General features: G+C 75.4%; 12 protein-coding genes and 3 pseudogenes. 10 read left to right on the forward strand and 5 right to left on the reverse strand.

The genetic code is table 11. The features are described 5' to 3' along the window. Positions 1-99 precede the first annotated feature (99 nt). The 3 genes from L6E17_RS25605 to L6E17_RS25615 are packed head-to-tail and all read right to left on the reverse strand — an operon-like array spanning position 100 to position 2247. Positions 100-1272 carry a serine hydrolase domain-containing protein gene (locus tag L6E17_RS25605; protein WP_236243060.1) on the reverse strand — a complete coding sequence of 391 codons (1173 nt, stop codon included), beginning with the start codon at positions 1270-1272 and terminating at the stop codon, positions 100-102. A gap of 55 nt (positions 1273-1327) precedes the next feature. Further along, positions 1328-1900 carry a 2OG-Fe(II) oxygenase gene (locus L6E17_RS25610; protein ID WP_236243061.1) on the reverse strand — a complete coding sequence of 191 codons (573 nt, stop codon included), beginning with the start codon at positions 1898-1900 and terminating at the stop codon, positions 1328-1330. Next, positions 1897-2247, reverse strand: a complete 351-nt coding sequence (locus tag L6E17_RS25615; protein WP_236243062.1) for a DALR domain-containing protein — start codon at positions 2245-2247, stop codon at positions 1897-1899. Before L6E17_RS25615 ends, L6E17_RS25610 begins: the two co-directional genes overlap by 4 nt. A 474-nt stretch (positions 2248-2721) precedes the next feature. On the opposite strand from L6E17_RS25615, the gene L6E17_RS25620 reads away from it, so the two are divergent. From L6E17_RS25620 to L6E17_RS25640, 4 genes and pseudogenes are all read left to right on the forward strand, one after another. Further along, the gene (locus L6E17_RS25620) at positions 2722-3315 is read left to right on the forward strand and encodes a sigma-70 family RNA polymerase sigma factor (RefSeq protein ID WP_374109143.1); all 594 of its coding nucleotides are present in this window, start codon (positions 2722-2724) and stop codon (positions 3313-3315) included. After that, positions 3312-4057 (forward strand): annotated as a pseudogene (locus L6E17_RS25630) (anti-sigma factor domain-containing protein). The gene L6E17_RS25620 and the pseudogene L6E17_RS25630 overlap by 4 nt, the downstream one beginning before the upstream one ends. A gap of 77 nt (positions 4058-4134) precedes the next feature. Further along, a pseudogene (locus tag L6E17_RS25635) lies at positions 4135-5783 on the forward strand (molybdopterin-dependent oxidoreductase). A gap of 247 nt (positions 5784-6030) precedes the next feature. Next, entirely contained in the window at positions 6031-6672 is a 642-nt protein-coding gene (locus L6E17_RS25640) for a fasciclin domain-containing protein (RefSeq protein ID WP_236243064.1), read from the forward strand. A 362-nt stretch (positions 6673-7034) separates the two neighbouring features. On the opposite strand, the gene L6E17_RS25645 is transcribed toward L6E17_RS25640, so the two are convergent. Together L6E17_RS25645 and L6E17_RS25650 are read right to left on the reverse strand one after the other, a co-directional pair. Next, positions 7035-8033 (reverse strand): DMT family transporter, encoded by a 999-nt coding sequence (locus L6E17_RS25645; RefSeq protein ID WP_374109144.1) that lies wholly within the window; start codon positions 8031-8033, stop codon positions 7035-7037. A 64-nt stretch (positions 8034-8097) separates the two neighbouring features. Beyond that, positions 8098-10906, reverse strand: a pseudogene (locus L6E17_RS25650) (FAD-binding and (Fe-S)-binding domain-containing protein). A gap of 995 nt (positions 10907-11901) precedes the next feature. Here L6E17_RS25650 and L6E17_RS25655 point away from each other — a divergent pair. The 6 genes from L6E17_RS25655 (at position 11902) to serC (ending at position 18622) form a co-directional block, all read left to right on the forward strand. Next, positions 11902-13914 (forward strand): roadblock/LC7 domain-containing protein, encoded by a 2013-nt coding sequence (locus L6E17_RS25655; RefSeq protein ID WP_236243065.1) that lies wholly within the window; start codon positions 11902-11904, stop codon positions 13912-13914. Further along, positions 13911-14279: a DUF742 domain-containing protein gene (locus L6E17_RS25660; protein ID WP_236243066.1), complete on the forward strand. Its 369-nt coding sequence runs from the start codon at positions 13911-13913 to the stop codon at positions 14277-14279. Before L6E17_RS25655 ends, L6E17_RS25660 begins: the two co-directional genes overlap by 4 nt. Continuing rightward, positions 14260-14910 carry an ATP/GTP-binding protein gene (locus L6E17_RS25665; RefSeq protein ID WP_236243067.1) on the forward strand — a complete coding sequence of 217 codons (651 nt, stop codon included), beginning with the start codon at positions 14260-14262 and terminating at the stop codon, positions 14908-14910. Before L6E17_RS25660 ends, L6E17_RS25665 begins: the two co-directional genes overlap by 20 nt. Next, positions 14907-16145: a cytochrome P450 gene (locus L6E17_RS25670; protein WP_236243068.1), complete on the forward strand. Its 1239-nt coding sequence runs from the start codon at positions 14907-14909 to the stop codon at positions 16143-16145. Before L6E17_RS25665 ends, L6E17_RS25670 begins: the two co-directional genes overlap by 4 nt. Then, positions 16142-17407 (forward strand): cytochrome P450, encoded by a 1266-nt coding sequence (locus tag L6E17_RS25675; protein WP_236243069.1) that lies wholly within the window; start codon positions 16142-16144, stop codon positions 17405-17407. Before L6E17_RS25670 ends, L6E17_RS25675 begins: the two co-directional genes overlap by 4 nt. Before the next feature lie 96 nt (positions 17408-17503). Beyond that, a complete protein-coding gene (serC, locus tag L6E17_RS25680; protein ID WP_236243070.1) occupies positions 17504-18622 on the forward strand; it encodes a phosphoserine transaminase in 1119 nt (372 codons plus the stop codon). Positions 18623-18751: the final 129 nt, after the last annotated feature.

Consider the following 18751-nt stretch of genomic DNA (forward strand, 5'->3'; position numbering starts at 1 on the left):
GGCGCGTTCCGGGGTGCTGGGTCGGTGGGCGACGCGTTCCCCACAGCGACCCATGACGCCTCGGTTGCGCAGCAAGGCCGTCAGCCGCGAGGCCGATCGCTATGCCACCCCAGTCCGCACTGCTTCGACCAGTGCAGCAGCGCGCCCGTCATCGGAGCCGCTGACGATGCGGTTCATCACGTACCCGAAGGCGATTCCCTGCGCGGGGTCGGCGAAGCCGAGTGAGCCGCCGCGGCCGGTGTGGCCGAAGGCGTTCGGGCCGGTCATGGGGTTGCCCTCGGTGGGGAGCATGTATCCGGTGCTGAATCGGCTCGGGATCACCATCACCTGGTCCTTCCCGCTGGCCTGCTCTGCGGTCGCCGACGACAGAGTCTCCGGGGTGAGCAGGCGCACGCCGTCCACCTCGCCGATCAGGGCGGCGTACATGCGGGCGAGTGCCTGCGCGGTGCCGATTCCGTTGGAGGACGGGAGTTCTGCGGCCTGCACCTCCGGCGAGTCGAAGTCGATGGCGGCTGGGTCGGTGACCGCGAACGCCCGGTTGCTGAAGGAGTTCGGGTCGCGCCAGGCGGCTACCTGCTCGCGAAGTTCCTCGGGAACCGCCTCGGCGGGCACGGTGGTGAGGTCGACGGCCGGCGATCGGTACACCATGCGGCTGACCCGGCCGCGTTCACTCGCCGGCAGGCCGATGAAGAAGTCCAGCCCGAGGGGGCGCGCGATTTCGTCGGCGAAGAAACGGCCCGGCGAGCGGCCGGAGACGCGGCGGATCACCTCTCCGACCAGCCAGCCCCAGGTTCGCCCGTGGTACCCGTGTGCAGTGCCCGGGTTCCACAGCGGGCGCTGGGCCGCGAGCGCTGCTGTCATGGGTTCCCAGGCCAGCGCCTCGGCCAGTGAGAGCGGCTCGTCCAGGGCGATCAGGCCGGCCTGGTGGGACAGGAGCCAGCGGACGGGGATGCCGGCCTTGCCGTTCGCCGCGAACTCCGGCCAGTACTTCGCCACCGGCGCGTCGAGGTCCAACATGCCGCGCTCGGCCAGCATGTGCGCCGCGGTCGCGGTGGCTCCCTTGGTCGCCGAGTAGACCAGTTGCAGCGTGTCCCGTGTCCACGGACGGCCGGTGTCAACGTCGGCGACGCCGCCCCACAGGTCGACCACAGGGCGGCCGTGCCGGTAGACGCACACGGCCGCGCCGATGTCCCCGTGCTGGGTGAAGTTCGCTGCAAACGCCTCGCGGACCGGTTCGAATCCGGGCGCAACCTCACCGTTGATCGTCGTCATGCCGTTCATCCTGGCAACCGTGCTGCTCTCACCGACAGGCGAAACCGGCTGTTTCTCAAGGGCGTTCGGCATCGATACGTACGACGAGTGTCACGCGCTCGCCCCTCGTGATCGGCCGTACGCCGTGGATGTGGTCGCGGGTGGCAGGGAAGGCGACCAGGGTGCCGCAGGGCGGCTTGATCTCCTGAGCCGGGCTCTCGAAGAACAGTTCCCCGCCGCCATAGGAGTCCGGTGTGTTGAGCCAGACCAGGAGGGTGAGGTCTCCGCCGACGACGGGCTGTCCGTTGGTCCGGGCCCGCTCGCGCTCGATGTCGGTGACCTCGTCGTGGTGGGCGACGAAGCCGACGCCCGGGCCGTAGCGGTAGACGACCGCCGGCTGGGTGGGTATGCGCTTCGGGGCGATTCCGAAGTGGCTGCGAAGGTGGGCGGCGCAGTGGGAGACAACCGCCCCTTCCAGGTGGTGCGGAGGGATCTCGACGTACTCGCTCTTGCGCAGCGTTTCGTCGATGACGCCCCGGTAGGTGCGCGGGCGGGCGGTCTGGTTCTTCATGCGGTCCATCAGCGTTCCGCAGAGGCTGAGGGGGATGGCGCTCTCTACGACGAGCGGTAAGCGGCTCTTCCAGGTCATGAGGTGGCCTCCTTCCACCAACGGGTGCCCTCGGGCGAGTCCTCGAGGACGACGCCCTGCTGGGTGAGCTGGTCGCGGATCGCGTCAGCCTCGGCGAACTTCCTCGCCGCGCGGAGCCGGTCGCGTTCCTTCACGAGTTCGTCGACAGCGGCGTCGCTCTGGGCGGAGCCGGGGATGTCGAACGTTCCGAAGAGGTTGTTCACGTCCTCGATCAGCCGCAGGGCGGCCGGGCCGGCCGGCTCCTCCATGCGATTCTGCTCGCGGATGTACTGAAACAGGACGGCGAGGGCACCAGGCGTGTCGAAGTCGTCGTCCAGGCGCTCGCGCATCTCCTTCCAGGCGTCCATCGCGCGTACGGCGTTCGCCTGGCTGTCGGTGTGCGCAGGGTCGATGGTCCGGGCGAAGTTCCGGAAGGCGTCGGTGAAGTCGTCCAGTCTGCCGGCTCCTGTGCACCCGGTCGCACAGGAACCGGCAGATCGCAGTAGCCACTCAGGTCGTCGGCGGGCCGCGTCCTGGGGTGGGAGTCCAACGCATCGAGTGCCGCTCGGACTGACCCCGCGGCCCGCCGAGTGGTCGTCCGTCACAGGGGCGCCCGCGCGGCACCCCGCCGAGCGGAGCCAGGGACCCCGGCTCCGGGGCAGCACGGAAGCCGGGCCGCTGTCTGGATTCGGCGGGGAATCCACCCATCCGAGTGCGGCCCGGCTCCGAATCACCTCCAGGAGAGGAAGCAGTGCTGCCGTCGTCTCGTGGAAAGGGTGACGCATGGGCGTCCAAGGCATCCCCGCCCCCGCTGCGGGCGGGCACCGCGCCGGAGGTACGGGGTGAAGGAGATCGCCCGCATCCCCGGTGAGGGGTGCGCGCCGGACCGCGGAGCCGACCTGGCGGGCACCCTCGCCCGGGTCGCCGAAGGGGACCAGGAGGCGTTCGGCAGGCTGTACGACGCCGTCGCCGGACCGGTGTACGGCCTGGTGCTGCGGGTCCTGCGGGACCCCGCGCAGTCCGAGGAGGTCGCCCAGGAGGTGATGCTGGAGGTGTGGCGCTCCGCCGCCCGCTACCGGCCCGACCGGGGCGGGGTCCTCACGTGGGTGATGACCGTCGCCCACCGCCGCGCCGTCGACCGGGTCCGCTCGGAGCAGGCCGCGGCGGACCGGGAGGAGCGCACGGCCCGCGCCGCGGGGACGCCGCCGTACGACCACGTCAGCGAGGAGGTGGCGGTGCGGCTGGAGAGCGAGCAGGTGCGCCGCTGCCTGCGGTCCCTGACGGACCTGCAGCGGCAGGCGGTGACGCTCGCCTACTACCGGGGCTACACCTACCGTGAGGTCGCCGCCTCCCTCTCGGCACCGCTCGGGACGGTCAAGACGCGGCTGCGCGACGGGCTCATCAGGCTTCGGGACTGCATGGGAGTGGACGCATGACCGAGGAACACCTGCACGCGCCCACGGGCGCCTACGCCCTGAACGCCCTGCCCGACGACGAGCGGGCGGCGTTCGAGCGGCACCTGCGGGACTGCTCGGCGTGCGCCCAGGAGGTGCGGGAGCTGACCGCCACCGCCGCCCGGCTCGGTGCCGCCGTCGCCGCCGCGCCGCCGCCCGGCATGAAGGAGCGGGTGATGGACCGCGTCGCGACCGTCCGCCAACTGCCGCCGCACGTGGGGCCCGAGGCGCCCGCCCCGGCGGCCCGGCGCGGGGCGTCCTCGGGTCGCGCCTTGTGCTGGCCGCGTGCCTCGCGGCGGCGGCCGCGTTCGGCGGGGCGGCGGTCTGGCAGCACCAGGAGGCCCGGCAGGCGGAGCAGCGGGCCGAGGAGGCGCGCCGCCAGGCCGACGCCATGGCCAGGGTGCTGGCCGCGCCCGACGCCCGCACGGCGAGCGGCACCGTCGACGGGGACGCCCGCGCCACCGTGGTCGTGTCCCGGACCGAGGACCGGGCGGTGTTCCTGGCGTCCGGGCTGCCGGAGCTGCCGGAGGGCCGCACGTACCAGCTGTGGTTCGCGGACGGCGGCGGCGCCATGCGCCCGGCGGGGCTGCTGCCCGACGACGGCGCCCTCGTCATGGACGGCCCGGTGGGCACCGCGACGGGCATGGGCATCAGCGTGGAACCGGCGGGCGGTTCGGCGGAGCCCACCACGGACCCCCTGGCCGTGATGGAGCTGCCGTCCTGACCCCCGGGACCGTCACCGCGGAAACCGGTTCTCACTCTTCCGGGTGAAGGGGCAATCCACCGGACGGCGGGCTCCGAATACGGGATGTGAGCAGCCCCCGAAGGAGCCCCGCCCCCGTCACCCGCCCGGTGCGCCGGGCGCTGGGGGCGGTCGCCGGCCTGGTGGCGGCGTACGGCGGCCTCGCTGCGGCCGAACCGGCCGCCGCACTGGTCCGCCCGCAGGCGGGCCCCGTCACCGCTGTCGGCGGCGCGGCCGTGGACCGTGCGCCGCAGGCCGTGAAGGACTGGGCGATCCGCACGTTCGGCGAGGACGACAAGCTCGTCCTCCAGGCCGGTGTCGTCGCCGTGCTGGCGGCCCTCGCGGTGTGCGCGGGCCTGCTGGCGCTGCGGCACCGCCTCGCGGCGGCGGCCGCCGCGGGGCTGCTCGGCCTCGTGGGCGCCGCGGCGGCGGTGACGCGGCCCGACGCGACCGGCGCCGCGGACGCCGTGCCGTCGCTGGTGGCCGGGGCCGCGGCCGCCGCCCTGCTGCTCGTGCTCGTCTCCCGGGTCCCCCGCGCCGCGGGGACGGCCCGGGTGGCCCGCGCCGGGGGAACCGAGGAGAAGCCGCCACCGGTGCCGCCGAGGGCACCGGCCGCGGCTGGAACCGGCGCGGGTTCCTCGTGGCGGCGGCTGCCGGCACGGCCGCCGCCACGGGGATAGGCGCCCTCGGCCGTGCCGCGGCGGCGCGGCGCGGCCGGGGCGCCGTCGCCTCACGGGAGGCCGTACGGCTGCCCGCCCCGGCGTCACCCGCACCGCCCGTGCCCGCGGAGGCTCGGGCGCCCGCGCCCGGCGTCAGCCCCTTCACCACCCCGAACAAGGACTTCTACCGTGTCGACACCGCCCTGCTCGTCCCCAAGGTGGACGCCGGGACGTGGCGTCTGCGCCTCCACGGCCAAGGCGTCGCCCAGGAGCGCACCCACACCTTCGCGGACCTGCTCGCCCGGCCTCTGGTGGAGCGGGACATCACCCTGACGTGCGTCTCCAACGAGGTCGGCGGGCCGTACGCCGGCACCGCGCGGTGGCTCGGCGTCCCCTTGGCCGAGCTGCTGCGCGAGGCCGGGGTGCGGCCGCCCTCCCGCGGCGGCCCCGCGGACCAGCTCGTCGCCCGGTCCGTGGACGGCATGACGCTCGGCACGCCCGTCGAGGACGTCATGGACGGCAGGGACGCCCTGCTCGCCGTCGGGATGAACGGCGAACCCCTGCCGTTCGACCACGGGTTCCCGGTGCGGATGGTGGTGCCCGGCCTGTACGGGTACGTCTCGGCCTGCAAGTGGATCGAGGACATCGAGCTGACCACCTTCGACGCGTACGACGCGTACTGGGTGAAGCGGGACTGGGCACGGGAGGCCCCGGTCAAGACGCAGTCCCGCATCGACACCCCCGCACCGTTCGCGCGGCCCGCCGCCGGCACGGTCATGGTGGCGGGAGTGGCGTGGGCCCAGCGGCGCGGCATCCGCAAGGTGGAGGTCCGCGTGGACGACGGCCCGTGGCAGGAGGCCCGCCTGGCCGCCCCGGCCACGGTCGACACCTGGCGGCAGTGGTCCTTCGCGTGGCGGGCGGACCCCGGCGGCCACACCCTCACCGTCCGCGCCACGGATGGCACCGGTGCCGTGCAGACCGAGCAGCGCGCCCCCACCCGTCCGGACGGGGCGAGCGGCCACCACAGCGTCTTCGTGACGGTCACGTGAACCCGCCGCTGCCGCGAGCCGGGCCCGGCGGCTCGGCTCCCGTGCCCCCGCCGCGGTCCCCCGAACCGCGCCCCGTCCCCGTGCCCGTGCCCGTACCGGCCCCCGTTCCCGTACCTGCTCCTGTGCCCGGCCCCCCGACGTTCCGTCACGCCCCGGCCCTGCCCTTCGGGGCGCCGCCGCGTCCCCGTCTTCCCGTCACCCCCGCGCACCGGTCCCGGTGCGCGCACCCACCAAGGAGTTCACGATCATGACCAGCAAGCTGATCCTCCGCCGGACCGCCCTCGCGCTGGCCGCCGCCGCCGTGCTGCCGCTCACGCTCACCGCGTGCTCGGACGCGGGCAGCGGTTCCTCCTCGGCCCCCGCGGCCGAGGGCTCGGCGGCCTCGTCGCCCGCCGGCGACGCCGCCCAGGCTATGGACGGCCCGTTCGGCCCGGCCTGCGCCGCCGTGCCCGAGGACGGCGCGGGGAGCTTCGACGGCATGGCGAAGGACCCGGTCGCCACCGCCGCCTCGAACAACCCGGCCCTGTCGACCCTGGTGACCGCCGTGCAGAAGGCCGGCCTCGTCGACACCCTCAACAACGCGCAGGACATCACGGTCTTCGCGCCGACCAACGACGCCTTCGCGAAGATCCCGAAGGCCGACCTGGACGCGGTCCTCGCCGACAAGGAGACGCTGACGAAGATCCTCACCTACCACGTGGTCGGCCAGAAGCTGACGCCGCAGCAGCTGGAGAGCGGCTCCTTCGAGACCCTCCAGAAGGGAACCCTCACCACGTCGGGCTCCGGCGAGTCGTACACGGTCAACGACACCGCGAAGGTCGTCTGCGGCCATGTGAAGACGGCCAACGCCAACGTCTACATCATCGACACCGTGCTCATGCCGGAGTAGCGGCCGACCTGCTCCCGTCGGACCGACAGCCCGCCCCCCGAGGCCGCCGGTCCGACGGGCCGATGCCCTGCGGGGGCGTTGCCGCCCGCGTGGCCCGGGACTTCCGTCTCGTCCGGTTCCTCCGGCCGCCGCGTCCCGGGACCGCCTGACCCCGGATGCGCGCCGCCCCGCTCCCGCCCCCGGCCGACCGCACGCCCGCCGGGCGGCGCCCCGGCGACCGCCTGCGCAGTCAGCTCCCGAAGAATCCCGCCCTGCGCAGTGTGCCGCCGACGCCGCCCCGGCCGACTCTTCCGGCCGCCCGCACCACCCGCGGCCCGGCTGCACGCCCGCCCGGCGCGCCCGAAAGGCCCCGCCCTACCCAGTCAGCCCGCCGGCGCCGCCCCGGCCGTCCGGCGGCGGCCCGCCCGGTAGCGGACCGCGCCCATGCTGGCCAGGATCACCAGGGCGATGGCCGCCGCGTCCAGCACGGACAGCGCCTGGTGCAGGACCAGGAAGCCGGCCAGGGCCGCGATCGCGGGCTCCAGGCTCATCAGGATCGCGAACGTCGCCGCGGGCAGCCTGCGCAGCGCGATCAGTTCCAGGCTGTACGGCAGGACCGACGACAGCAGCGCCACCGCCAGGCCCAGCGCCAGGGTCGTCGGGACCAGGAGGGCGCCGCCCGCCTCCACCAGGCCCAGCGGCAGGCTCAGCACCGCGCCCACCGCCATCGCCAGGGCCAGGCCGTCGACCTGCGGGAAGCGGCGGCCCGTGCGGGCGCTGAAGACGATGTACGCGGCCCACATCGCGCCCGCCGCGAGCGCGAAGCCCGCGCCGACCGGGTCGAGCCGGTCGAAGCCCCCGCCGCCGAGCAGGACGACGCCCGCCAGGGCCAGCCCCGCCCACACCGCGTTCAGCAGGCGCCGGGAGGCGATCACCGAGAGCAGCAGCGGCCCCAGCACCTCCAGGGTGACCGCCGCGCCCATCGGGATGCGGTCGATGGCCTGGTAGATGCAGACGTTCATGCCCGCGAGCGCCGCGCCGAAGGCGGTCACCGTGGCCCAGTCCGCCCGGCTGTAGCCGCGCACGCGCGGCCGGCACAGCAGGATCAGGACCAGCGCCGCCAGGGTCAGGCGGAGCGTCACCACGCCGAAGGCGCCCGCGCGCGGCATCAGCAGCACCGCCACCGCCGCGCCGAACTGCACCGACAGTCCGCCCGCCACCACCAGCGCCACCGGCCCCGCCGAGGCTGCGCGGAGCCGCCCGGGGCGGCCGCCCCGGCCTGGGCGGCCGCGGCGGGACGGCCGGTCGCGGCGGGCTGGGCGGTACGGGCGTCGTTCACGGGACCTCTTCCTTCTCTCGCGCCGTGCGCAGGGGTGCCCCACGGACCGGGGCCCATCTTAGGTAAGCAGTGAAACCCCGCCATGGCTATGGCACCCGTTCCCGGTCTCAGGTGCTGGGACGGTCCTCCCCGGCCGGCAGCGCCTCCGCCAGCAGCTCCGCGAGGTGGCGGGCGCGCCGGTCCGCGAGCTCCGCCAGCTGCGTGCGGCAGGAGAAGCCGTCCGCCAGCAGCGCGGCGCCGGGGGCGCGGCGGACACCGCGGGCAGCAGCCGGTCCTGCGCGCAGGCCACGGACACGTCGTAGTGGCCGCGTTCGAAGCCGAAGTTCCCGGCCAGTCCGCAGCAGCCGCCGCTGAGATCCCCGGCCAGGCCGGCGCGCTCCCGCAGCCGCCGCTCGGCCGCGTCGCCCAGCACCGCGTGCTGGTGGCAGTGGGTCTGCCCGGCCACCGGGCGGTCCAGCCGCGGCGGCTCCCAGTCGGGGGCCAGCTCCTCCAGCGTCTGCGCGAAGGTGCGGACGGACGCGGCGACCGCGCGGGCCCGCGCGTCGCCGGGGAGCAGCTCCGGCAGGTCGGTGCGCAGGGTCGCCGCGCAGCTCGGCTCCAGCACCACCAGGGGCCGGCCGGCGACCGGCTCCAGCCTGTCGAGGGTCCGGCGCATCACGTGCCGGGCCCGGTCGAGGCGGCCCGTCGAGACGTAGGTGAGGCCGCAGCACACCCGGGGGCCGGGCGGCAGGGCGACCCGCAGGCCCGCCGCGTCCATGACCCGCAGCGCCGCCTCGCCGACCTGCGGGTCGAAGTGGTGGGTGAAGGTGTCGGGCCACAGGTACGCCTGCGGGGACTCCACCGGGGGCCGCTCGCGCGTCCTGGCGAGGAGGGTGCGGCGGGCCAGGCGGGGATCCGGCGCTGCCGCGCGACCCCGGCCGCCCACTTCGCCGGCGCGGCCAGCGGCGGCACCCGGGCCGCCGCGTTCAGCAGCGGCGCCGCCGGGGCCAGCACCCGCAGCCAGGACGGCAGGCCGCCCATCGTGTAGTGGCTCACCGGCCGCACCCAGCCCGGGTGGTAGTGGTGCAGGAACTCCGCCTTGTACGTGGCCATGTCGACGCCCGCCGGGCAGTCGCTGCGGCAGCCCTTGCAGCCCAGGCACAGGTCCAGGGCCTCCCGCACCTCCGGCGACCGCCAGCCGTCCGCGACCGGACCGCCCGCGAGCATCTCGTGCAGCAGCCGCGCCCTGCCCCGCGTGGAGTGCTGCTCCTCACCGGTCGCGCGGTACGACGGGCACATCACGGAGGGGCCCGATTCGGGGCCCTCCGCCCGGCACTTCGCCACGCCGACGCAGCGCCGCACGGCGGTGCGGAAGTCGCCGCCGTCGTCCGGGTAGGCGAAGGCCGTGACGGGGCGCTCGGGAGGCAGCGCCGCGAACCGCAGGTGCCGGTCGAGGCGGTCGGGGTGGGCGAGCACCCCGGGGTTGAGGCCGCCCGCGGGGTCCCACACCTCCTTGACGTGGTCGAAGAGGCGGACCAGGTCGTCCCCGTACATCCTCGGCAGCAGCTCCGAGCGGGCCAGCCCGTCGCCGTGCTCGCCCGACAGGGAGCCTCCGTGGGCCGCCACCAGGTCCGCCAGCTCCTCCGAGAAGCGCCGGAAGGCCCGTACGCCGGACGGCTCCGCCAGCCCGAAGTCGATGCGGACGTGGACGCAGCCCTCCCCGAAGTGGCCGTAGGGCGTGCCGCGCAGGCCGTGCTCGGCCAGCAGGGCGCGGAAGTCCCGCAGGTACGCGCCGAGGCGGGGCGGCGGCACCGCGCAGTCCTCCCAGCCCGGCCACGCCTCCGTGCCGTCCGGCATCCGGGTCGCCGTGCCCGCGGCGTCCTCCCGGACCCGCCACAGGGCCCGCTGCCCGGCCGGGTCCGCGACGACCGCGCCGTCCAGGGCGTCCGCCGCGCGCAGCAGCCGCGCCGCGCGGGCCGCGGCCTCGGCGGGCGTGGCGCCGCCCGCCTCCGCGAACAGCCACGCCGCGCCCCGCGGCAGCAGGGCGCGGGCCGCCGGGTCGCGGACCAGGTCCTCGGCCATGCCCTCCACGGTCAGCGGCGCCAGCGGCAGCAGCCCGGCCGCGGCCTCGGCCGCCGCGCTCTCGTCGGCGTACCCGAGCACCGCGAGCGCCCGCGCGGGCGGCGCCTCCACGAGCCGCACCGTCGCCTCGGTCAGCACGGCCAGGGTGCCCTCGCTGCCGCAGTAGGCGCGGGCCACGTCCGTGCCGCGCTCCGGCAGCAGGGCGTCCAGGGCGTAGCCGGAGATGCGGCGGGGCAGGCCCGGCGGGAAGCCGGTGCGGATGAGCGCGAGGTGGCGGTGGACGAGGTCGGTCAGGCCGGGCGGTGCTCCGCGGCCGTCGCGGCCCAGGCGGTGGCTGTCCCCGTCGTAGGTGAGGACGGCCAGCTCGTGGACGTTGTCGGCGGTGGTGCCCCAGGCCACGGAGTGGGCGCCGCAGGCGTTGTTGCCGATCATGCCGCCGAGGGTGCAGCGGCTGTGCGTCGACGGGTCGGGGCCGAAGGTCAGCCCGTGCGGGCGGGCCGCCTCCCGCAGCCGGTCCAGGACCAGGCCGGGCTGCACGGTCGCGGTGCGGGCCGCGGGGTCCAGGTCCAGCAGGCCCCGCATGTGGCGGGTGAAGTCCAGGACCACGCCCCGGCCGGTGGCCTGGCCGGCGGTGGACGTGCCACCGCCGCGGGCCGTCACGGGCACCTCGTGGGCCCGGCAGACCTGGAGGGCGGCGGCCACGTCGTCGCCGTCGCGCGGGGCGACCACGCCGAGGGGGACGCGGCGGTAGTTGGACGCGTCCATGGTCGTCAGCGCCCGCGCCGCCGCCCCGAAGTCCACGTCCCCGCGCACGGCGCGGCGCAGGTCCCGGGCCAGGTCCGTACGGTGAGCCATGCCCCCATGATGCCGACCGGCCGCACCCCCGCGCCCGCGCAGCCGCGCGGCGGGCTTCCGCGTGCAGGCGTGCGGGTGCGCGTGCGTCGCGGACTTCCGCGTGCAGGCGTGCGGTTGCGCGTGCGCGGCGGGCTTCCGCGTGCAGGCGTGCGGGTGCGCGTGCGTCGCGGACTTCCGCGTGCAGGCGTGCGGGTGCGCGTGCGCGGCGGGCTTCCGCGTGCAGGCGCCCACGCGGAAGGTGCGCGGTGAGCGGGTACGCGCGCCAAGCGTCCGCGTGCGGACTCTTGTGACCGCGAGCGCGGCAGCCCCCGCATGCAGGCGCGCACGCGGGGTGCATGGCGAACGGGTACGCGCCAGGCGTCCGCGTGCAGCCGCGCGGCGGGCTGCGGCCTGCTCGCCGCGCGGAACAGGCCCACCCCGGGCAGGGGCGCCCGCTCCCGAACCGCCCAGGGCCTCCCGGCCGTCCCGGCAGGCCCAACCGCCCGGGGCGGTCCGCGCAGCCCGGAAGTCCACCCGCCCTGCGCCCGGAAGCCCGCCCACCCCGAAGCCCGGAAGTCCACCGCCCTGCGCCCCGGAGCCCGGAAGCCTGCCCACCCCGGAGCCCGGAAGTCCACCCGCCCCGCAGCCCGGAAGCCCGCCCACCCCGCAGCCCGGAAGCCCACCCGCCCTGCGCCCCGCCCCGGAAGGGCATGCACCCGGAGCCCGGAAACGGACCTGCCCGGCAGCCCGGAAGCGCACGCGCCCCGCGGTCCGTCAGCGCACCCTCCCCGGAGGAAGCGGAGCCGGAGAAACCGGGCTCCAAGGACGTCTCGATCACAACCGACCAGGGATAACCCGATAACGCACCAGGAAGCTCCCTCACTGATCGTCAATTCACCTATAGTGACCACGACTTGCCCAGAAGTAATGCCTCCGCTCCCCCGTTCGCCCGGAGGGCTGACGTTTTGCGCACCTCACTCCGGTCCGTCCGGACGCGCCGCGACACCGCCGCGACCGTGTCGGTCCCCGCCGCCGCGGCCGCCCTGGCCGTGCTGGCCGCGGTCGCCGCGCCCGCACCCGCGCGCACCGCCGTGGCCTGGACGGCGGCCCTGGCCGCCGTCCTGCTCACCGCCGCCGCGCTCACCGCCCTGCGCGCCCTGCGGGCCTCCCGCACCGCCCGGGAGGCGTGCGCGCGCGCCGAGGCCACCGCCGCCGAGCTCCGGGCGCGCGCCGACCACACCGCCGCGGCGCTGAGAGCCGAGGCGGAGCGCTCCGTCGCGGAGGTGCGGGCGCACGCGCACCGGGCCCTCGCCGAGGCCCGCGCACACGCCGAGCACGCGGTCGCCGCGGCCCGCGCCGAGAGCGAGGAGGCCGCCGCGGCCGCCCGCGCCGAGGCGGACCGGGCCGTCGAGGCGGCCCGCGCCGACGCCGCGCGCGCCCGGGCGGAGTCCGAGCAGGCGGTCGCCGCCGCCCGTGCCGAGAGCGAGGGCGCCCTCGCCGCCGCCCGCGCCGAGGCGGACCGGGCCCGCGCCGAGGCGCGCAGCAGCGAGACCGCCCGCACCACCGCGGTCACCGCCTGCGCCAACGCCGCGGCCCGCATGCAGGCCCTGGCGACCGGCATGCTCGCCGAGCTGCGCGCCATGGAGCACCGGCACACCGACGAGGACGTCCTGCACGACCTGCTGCACCTCGACCACAGGACCGCTCAGGCGGGCCGGCTCGCGGACTCGATCGCCGTCCTCACCGGCGCCCGGTCGGGCCGCCGCTGGGCCAAGCCCATCGTGATGGAGTCCATCCTGCGCGGCGCCATGGGGCGCATCGCCGGCTACCAGCGGATCCGCACGCACTGCACCAGCCGTGCGGCGGTCGCCGGGCACGCCGCCGAGGGCGTGATGCACGCTCTCGCCGAACTCCTCGACAACGCCGCCAACTTCTCCCCGCCGACCGCCGAGGTCCACGTGTACGTGGAGGAGGTCCCCGCAGGGGTCGTCGTCACCGTCGAGGACAGCGGGCTGGTCATGAGCGACGTGCAGCTGCGCCGCGCCGAGCAGGCCGTCTGCTGCGACCAGGACTCCGGGCTGTCCGGCCTGTCCGGCACCCGCCTCGGGCTGGCCGTCGTGGGCCGGCTCGCCCGCAAGCACGGGCTGACGGTGTCCTACCGGCCGTCCGCCCGGGGCGGCACCGGCGCGCTGATGCTGATCCCGCACGAGCTGGTCGTACGGACCCGCGACGACGACCGGCTGGGCCGCCTCGCCCTCACCTCCGCCGCGCCTCCCACGGCGCCGGGCGCCTCCGCGCCGCGCGGACTGCCGGCCCCGCCCGCGCCCGCCGTCCGCACCGCCCCCGCGCCACCGCGCCCCCGCCGCCGCCGGCGGCGCACCGGGCGTCGGCCCCGCCCCGGAGACGCCCGCGGACGGCCAGGAGACCACCGGCGGCTCCGCGCTGCCCCGGCGGCGGCGCGGCAGCACCCTCGCGGCCGCGCACCCCGACGGGGCGCCCGGCCTGTCACCGGACCGCGCCGACATCCCCGTTCCCTCCCACGCGCGCGCGGCGGACCGTTTCAGCAGCTTCCGCCAAGCGGTACGCCCCACCACGGAAGGCACCGACCGACGATGACCGCCACCGCCACCACCGACGAGAAGCTCAGCTGGCTGCTGGAGAACCTGCTGGAGCGCACGCCCGACGCCCGCCACGCCCTGGTGCTGTCCCGGGACGGGCTGAAGCTGTGCCGCACCGCCGGCCTGTCGGTCGACCAGGCCGACCAGCTCGCGGCGATCGCCGCGGGCATCCAGAGCCTCTCCCAGGGCGCCTCCATGGAGTTCGGCGACGGCTCGGGCGGGGTCCGCTCGGCGATGGCCGAGTTCTACGGCGGCGTCCTGCTCATCGTCGAGGCCGGGCACGGCGCCCACCTGGCCGTCGTGGCGGCCGACAGCGCCGACGTCGGTCTCGTCGGGCACAACATGAGCGAGCTCGTCGAGCAGCTCGGGCCGCATCTGACCGCCGCACCCCGCACGAGTTCCCCCTCGTGAGCGGCCCCCGTGCCAGGGACGAGTCCCCCGACCGGCTGTACACGCTCACCGGCGGCCGTACGCGCAGCGGCCCCGACACACCGTTCGACCTGGTCACCCTGGTGGTGTCGGAGTCCGACCCGACCGCCGGCATGCAGTCGGAGCACGCGGCGATCCTCCTGATGTGCCGGCGGCCCACCGCCGTCGTGGAGATCGCGGCGGAGCTCGGGCTGCCGGTGAGCATCGTGCGGATCCTGCTGACCGACCTGCTCGGCACGGGCCGGATCAGCGCCCGCCATCCCCGTACGGGCCCCTCGCCCTCCGCGTACGTCCTTCCCGAACCCGACCTCCTGGAGCAGGTGCTCGTTGGACTCCGCAACCTCTGACCGGGCGGCGCCCGGCCCGCGCACACCGCTCGCCGCCACCGCCGACAACGGCCTGAAGATCGTCGTCGTGGGCGGCTTCGGCGTCGGGAAGACCACCCTCGTCCGCTCCGTCAGCGAGATCCGCCCCCTCAACACCGAGGAGACGATGACCCGGGCCGGCGAGGACGTGGACGACACGACGCAGGTCGCCGCCAAGACGTCCACGACCGTGGCGTTCGACTTCGGCCGCATCACGCTGGACGCGCGGAACGTGCTGTACCTGTTCGGCGCGCCGGGCCAGGAGCGGTTCTGGTTCCTGTGGGACCGGCTCTTCTCCGGCACCCTCGGCGCGGTCGTCCTCGTCGACACGCGGCGGCTCGCCGACTCCTGGTACGCGATCGACCGGCTGGAGCACCACGGCATGCCGTTCGTCGTGGCCGTGAACGACTTCGGCGGCCCCGCGCACACCGAGGAGCAGCTCCGCGAGGCCCTCGACCTGCCCGCCCACGTGCCGCTGCTGGTCTGCGACGCCCGCGAGCGCGCCTCGGGCAAGCAGGTCCTGCTGACGCTCGTCGAGTACCTCCAGCACCTCCGCTCCCTCCAGTCCCCCCCTTCTCCCACCGCGCGCCTGCAGGAGGCCGGATCCCGATGACGACCGAGGCCACCACCGAGGGCGCGCCCTTCCCGCTCTCCGGTGACCGCTTCCAGCGCGACCCGGCGGAGCTGTACCGGGAGCTGCGCCGCGAGCACGGCGCCGTCGCCCCGGTCCTCCTCGACGGCGACGTACCGGCCTGGCTGGTGCTCGACTACCGGGAGCTGCACCAGGTGACGAGCGACCCGGTCCTCTTCAGCCGCGACTCGGACCTGTGGAACCAGTGGGACCGGATCCCCGAGGACTGGCCGCTGCTGCCGATGATCGGCCGCAAGCAGCCGTCCATCCTGTACACCGTCGGCGAGCGGCACCGGCAGCGCGCCGGCATGATCGAGACCGCGCTGGAGTCGGTCGACCCGTTCCTGCTGCGCCGGTACGCCGAGGGCTTCGCGGACGAGCTGATCGACGCGTTCTGCGGGAAGGGCCGGGCCGACCTCGTCGGGCAGTACGCGATGCTGCTGCCGGTCCGCGTCCTGGTGAAGATCTACGGCGTGCCGGACGACGAGGGCCCCGGCCTGGTCACCGCGCTCAACGACATGATCGACGGCCGGGAGCGGGCCCTTGAGGGCCAGCAGCACCTGGCGACGTCGATGTACGGGCTGATCCACGCGCGGCAGGAGGAGCCCCGCGACGACGTGGTGTCCCGCATGCTGGCCGACACGTCGGGCTTCACGGCCGACGAGATCACCCAGGACCTCATGGTGATGATGGCCGCGGGGCACCAGCCGACCGCCGACTGGATCGGCAACTCGCTGCGGCTGATGCTCACCGACGAGCGGTTCGCCGCCTCCCTGTTCGGCGGCCGCAACAGCGTCGCCGAGGCGATGAACGAGGTGCTGTGGGCGGACACCCCGACGCAGAACGTCGCCGGGCGCTGGGCGTCCCGCGACACCCACCTGGGCGGCCGCCGCATCCGCGAGGGCGACCTGCTGCTGCTGGGGCTGGCCGCCGCCAACTCCGACCCGCAGGTCCACGTCGACAGCGCCTCCCTCACCGGGGGCAACAGCGCCTTCTTCTCCTTCGGGCACGGCGAGCACCGCTGCCCGTTCCCGGCGCAGGAGATCGCCGAGGTCATCGCCCGCACCGGCATCGAAGTGCTGCTCGACCGGCTGCCGGACATCGACCTCGCCGTACCGGCCGCGACGCTGACCCGGCGCCCCTCGCCGTGGCTGCGCGGACTGACGGGCCTGCCCGTGACGTTCACCCCCACCCCCGCCCTGGGAGGCACCGCATGACCGGACCCGCCCGCCCCGCCGACACCGCCGCCCCCGGCCGCTGCCCGCTCGCCCTGGACCCGTTCGTGTCGGACCTCGCCGGCGAGACCGCCCGGCTGCGCGAGGCCGGCCCGCTCGTCCGGGTCGAACTGCCCGGCGGGGTGCCGGTGTGGGCGGTCACCGGCCACGCGGAGGCCCGCGCCCTGCTGACCGATCCGCGCGTGGTGAAGGACATCGGCGTGTGGGGCATGTGGCAGCGCGGCGAGATACCGCTGGACTGGCCGCTGATCGGCCTGGCCAACCCGGGGCGGTCCATGCTGACGGTGGACGGCGAGGAGCACCGCCGCCTGCGGTCCCTCGTCGCCCAGGCGCTCACCCCGCGCCGGGTGGAGCTGATGCGGGACCGCGTCACCGAGCTGGCGGACGGCCTGCTGGACGCGCTGGCCGCCCGCGACGCCGAGGAGCCGGGCGCGGTCGTCGACCTGAAGGCGCTGTTCGCCTACCCGCTGCCGATGTACGTGATCAGCGACCTGATGGGCCTCGACGCGGCGGACCACCCGCGGCTGAAGGTGCTGTTCGACAAGTTCTTCTCCACGCAGACCCCGCCGGAGGAGGTCGTCGCGACCCTCGGCGAGCTGGCCGCGATGATGGCGAACGTGGTCGCGACCCGCCGCGCCGCCCCGGGCGACGACCTCACCAGCGCGCTCATCGCCGCGTCCGAGGGCGGCGACCGCCTGACGGACGAGGAGATCGTCTCCACCCTGCAACTGATGGTGGCGGCGGGCCACGAGACGACGATCTCCCTCATCGTCAACGCGGTGGTGAACCTGTCGACGCACCCCGAGCAGCTGGAGCTGGTCCGCTCCGGCCGGGTGGGCTGGGACGCGGTGGTCGAGGAGACGCTGCGCTGGTCCACCCCGACCTCGCACGTGCTGATCCGGTTCGCCACCGAGGACGTGAAGGTGGGCGACGCGGTGCTGCCTGCCGGGGACGCGCTGATCGTGTCGTACGCGGCGATCGGCCGGGACCGGGAGCAGCACGGCCCCGACGCGGACGTGTTCGACATCACCCGCTCGCCCATCCGGCACATGTCGTTCGGCCACGGCCCGCACGTCTGCCCCGGCGCCGCGCTGTCCCGTCTGGAGGCCGGCGTCGCCCTGCCCGCGCTGTACGCCCGGTTCCCAGAACTCTCGCTGGCCGTACCGGCGTCGGAGCTGCGGAACAAGCCGGTCGTCACCCAGAACGACCTGTACGAGCTGCCGGTGCGGCTGCGGCGCGGCTGATCCCGGGGGCCGCGGGCGGCGCCCGCGGCCCCGCATCGATGTCTCACCGGGCGGACACGGCGCTCGGTGAGGCATCGGAGGGGCTAGGCTCCCACCGTGGCTGAGATCCGGATTCCCGCTGACATCAAGCCCGCCGACGGCCGTTTCGGTGCGGGCCCCTCCAAGGTGCGGACGGAGGCGCTGGACGCCCTGGCCGCCACCGGCACGTCCCTGATGGGCACGTCCCACCGCCAGGCCCCGGTGAAGAACCTGGTGGGCGAGGTGCGTACGGGCGTGCGCGACCTGTTCTCGCTGCCCGAGGGGTACGAGGTCGTCCTCGGCAACGGCGGCTCCACCGCGTTCTGGGACGTCGCGACGCACGGGCTCATCGCGTCCAAGTCCCAGCACCTGTCGTTCGGCGAGTTCTCGTCCAAGTTCGCGAAGGCCGCCAAGCTGGCGCCGTGGCTGGCCGAGCCGACCGTCATCTCCTCCGAGCCCGGGACGCACCCGCAGCCGCAGGCCGAGGCGGGCGTCGACGTGTACGCCTTCACCCACAACGAGACCTCCACCGGTGTCGCCGCCCCGATCAAGCGGGTCGCGGGCGCCGACGAGGGCGCGCTGGTCCTCGTGGACGCCACGTCCGGTGCGGGCGGCCTGCCGGTCGACATCACCGAGACCGACGTCTACTACTTCGCGCCGCAGAAGTCGTTCGCCGCCGACGGCGGCCTGTGGATCGGCGTGTTCTCCCCGGCCGCGCTGGAGCGGGCCCGCTCCGTGCACGCCTCGGGCCGCCACGTCCCGGAGTTCTTCTCCCTGCCGACCGCGATCGACAACTCGCTGAAGAACCAGACGTACAACACCCCGGCGCTCGCCACGCTGTTCCTGCTGAACGAGCAGCTGAAGTGGATCAACGGCCAGGGCGGCCTCGACTGGGCCGTGCGCCGCACCGCCGCCTCGTCGCGGACCCTGTACGGCTGGGCCGAGGAGTCCAAGTACGCCACGCCGTTCGTGTCCGACCCGGCCAAGCGCTCGCAGGTCATCGGCACGATCGACTTCTCCGACGAGGTCGACGCGGCGGCCGTCGCCAAGGCGCTGCGCGCCAACGGCATCGTGGACACCGAGCCGTACCGCAAGCTCGGCCGCAACCAGCTGCGCATCGCGATGTTCCCGGCGGTGGACCCGGCGGACGTCGAGGCGCTGACGGCCTGCATCGACTACGTCATCGAGCAGCTCTGACCGCTGCCGCACACCGAAGGGCCCGGTCCGCCGCCGTCGCGGCGACCGGGCCCTCGGCGTTTCCCGGCCGCGGCGCGGCCCGTGCCGGACGCTCGGGACGACCGCCGGGCGGGTGTCGTGCGCGGCCGG

Source organism: Streptomyces sp. CC228A (assembly GCF_021390935.1).
GTDB lineage: Bacteria > Actinomycetota > Actinomycetes > Streptomycetales > Streptomycetaceae > Streptomyces.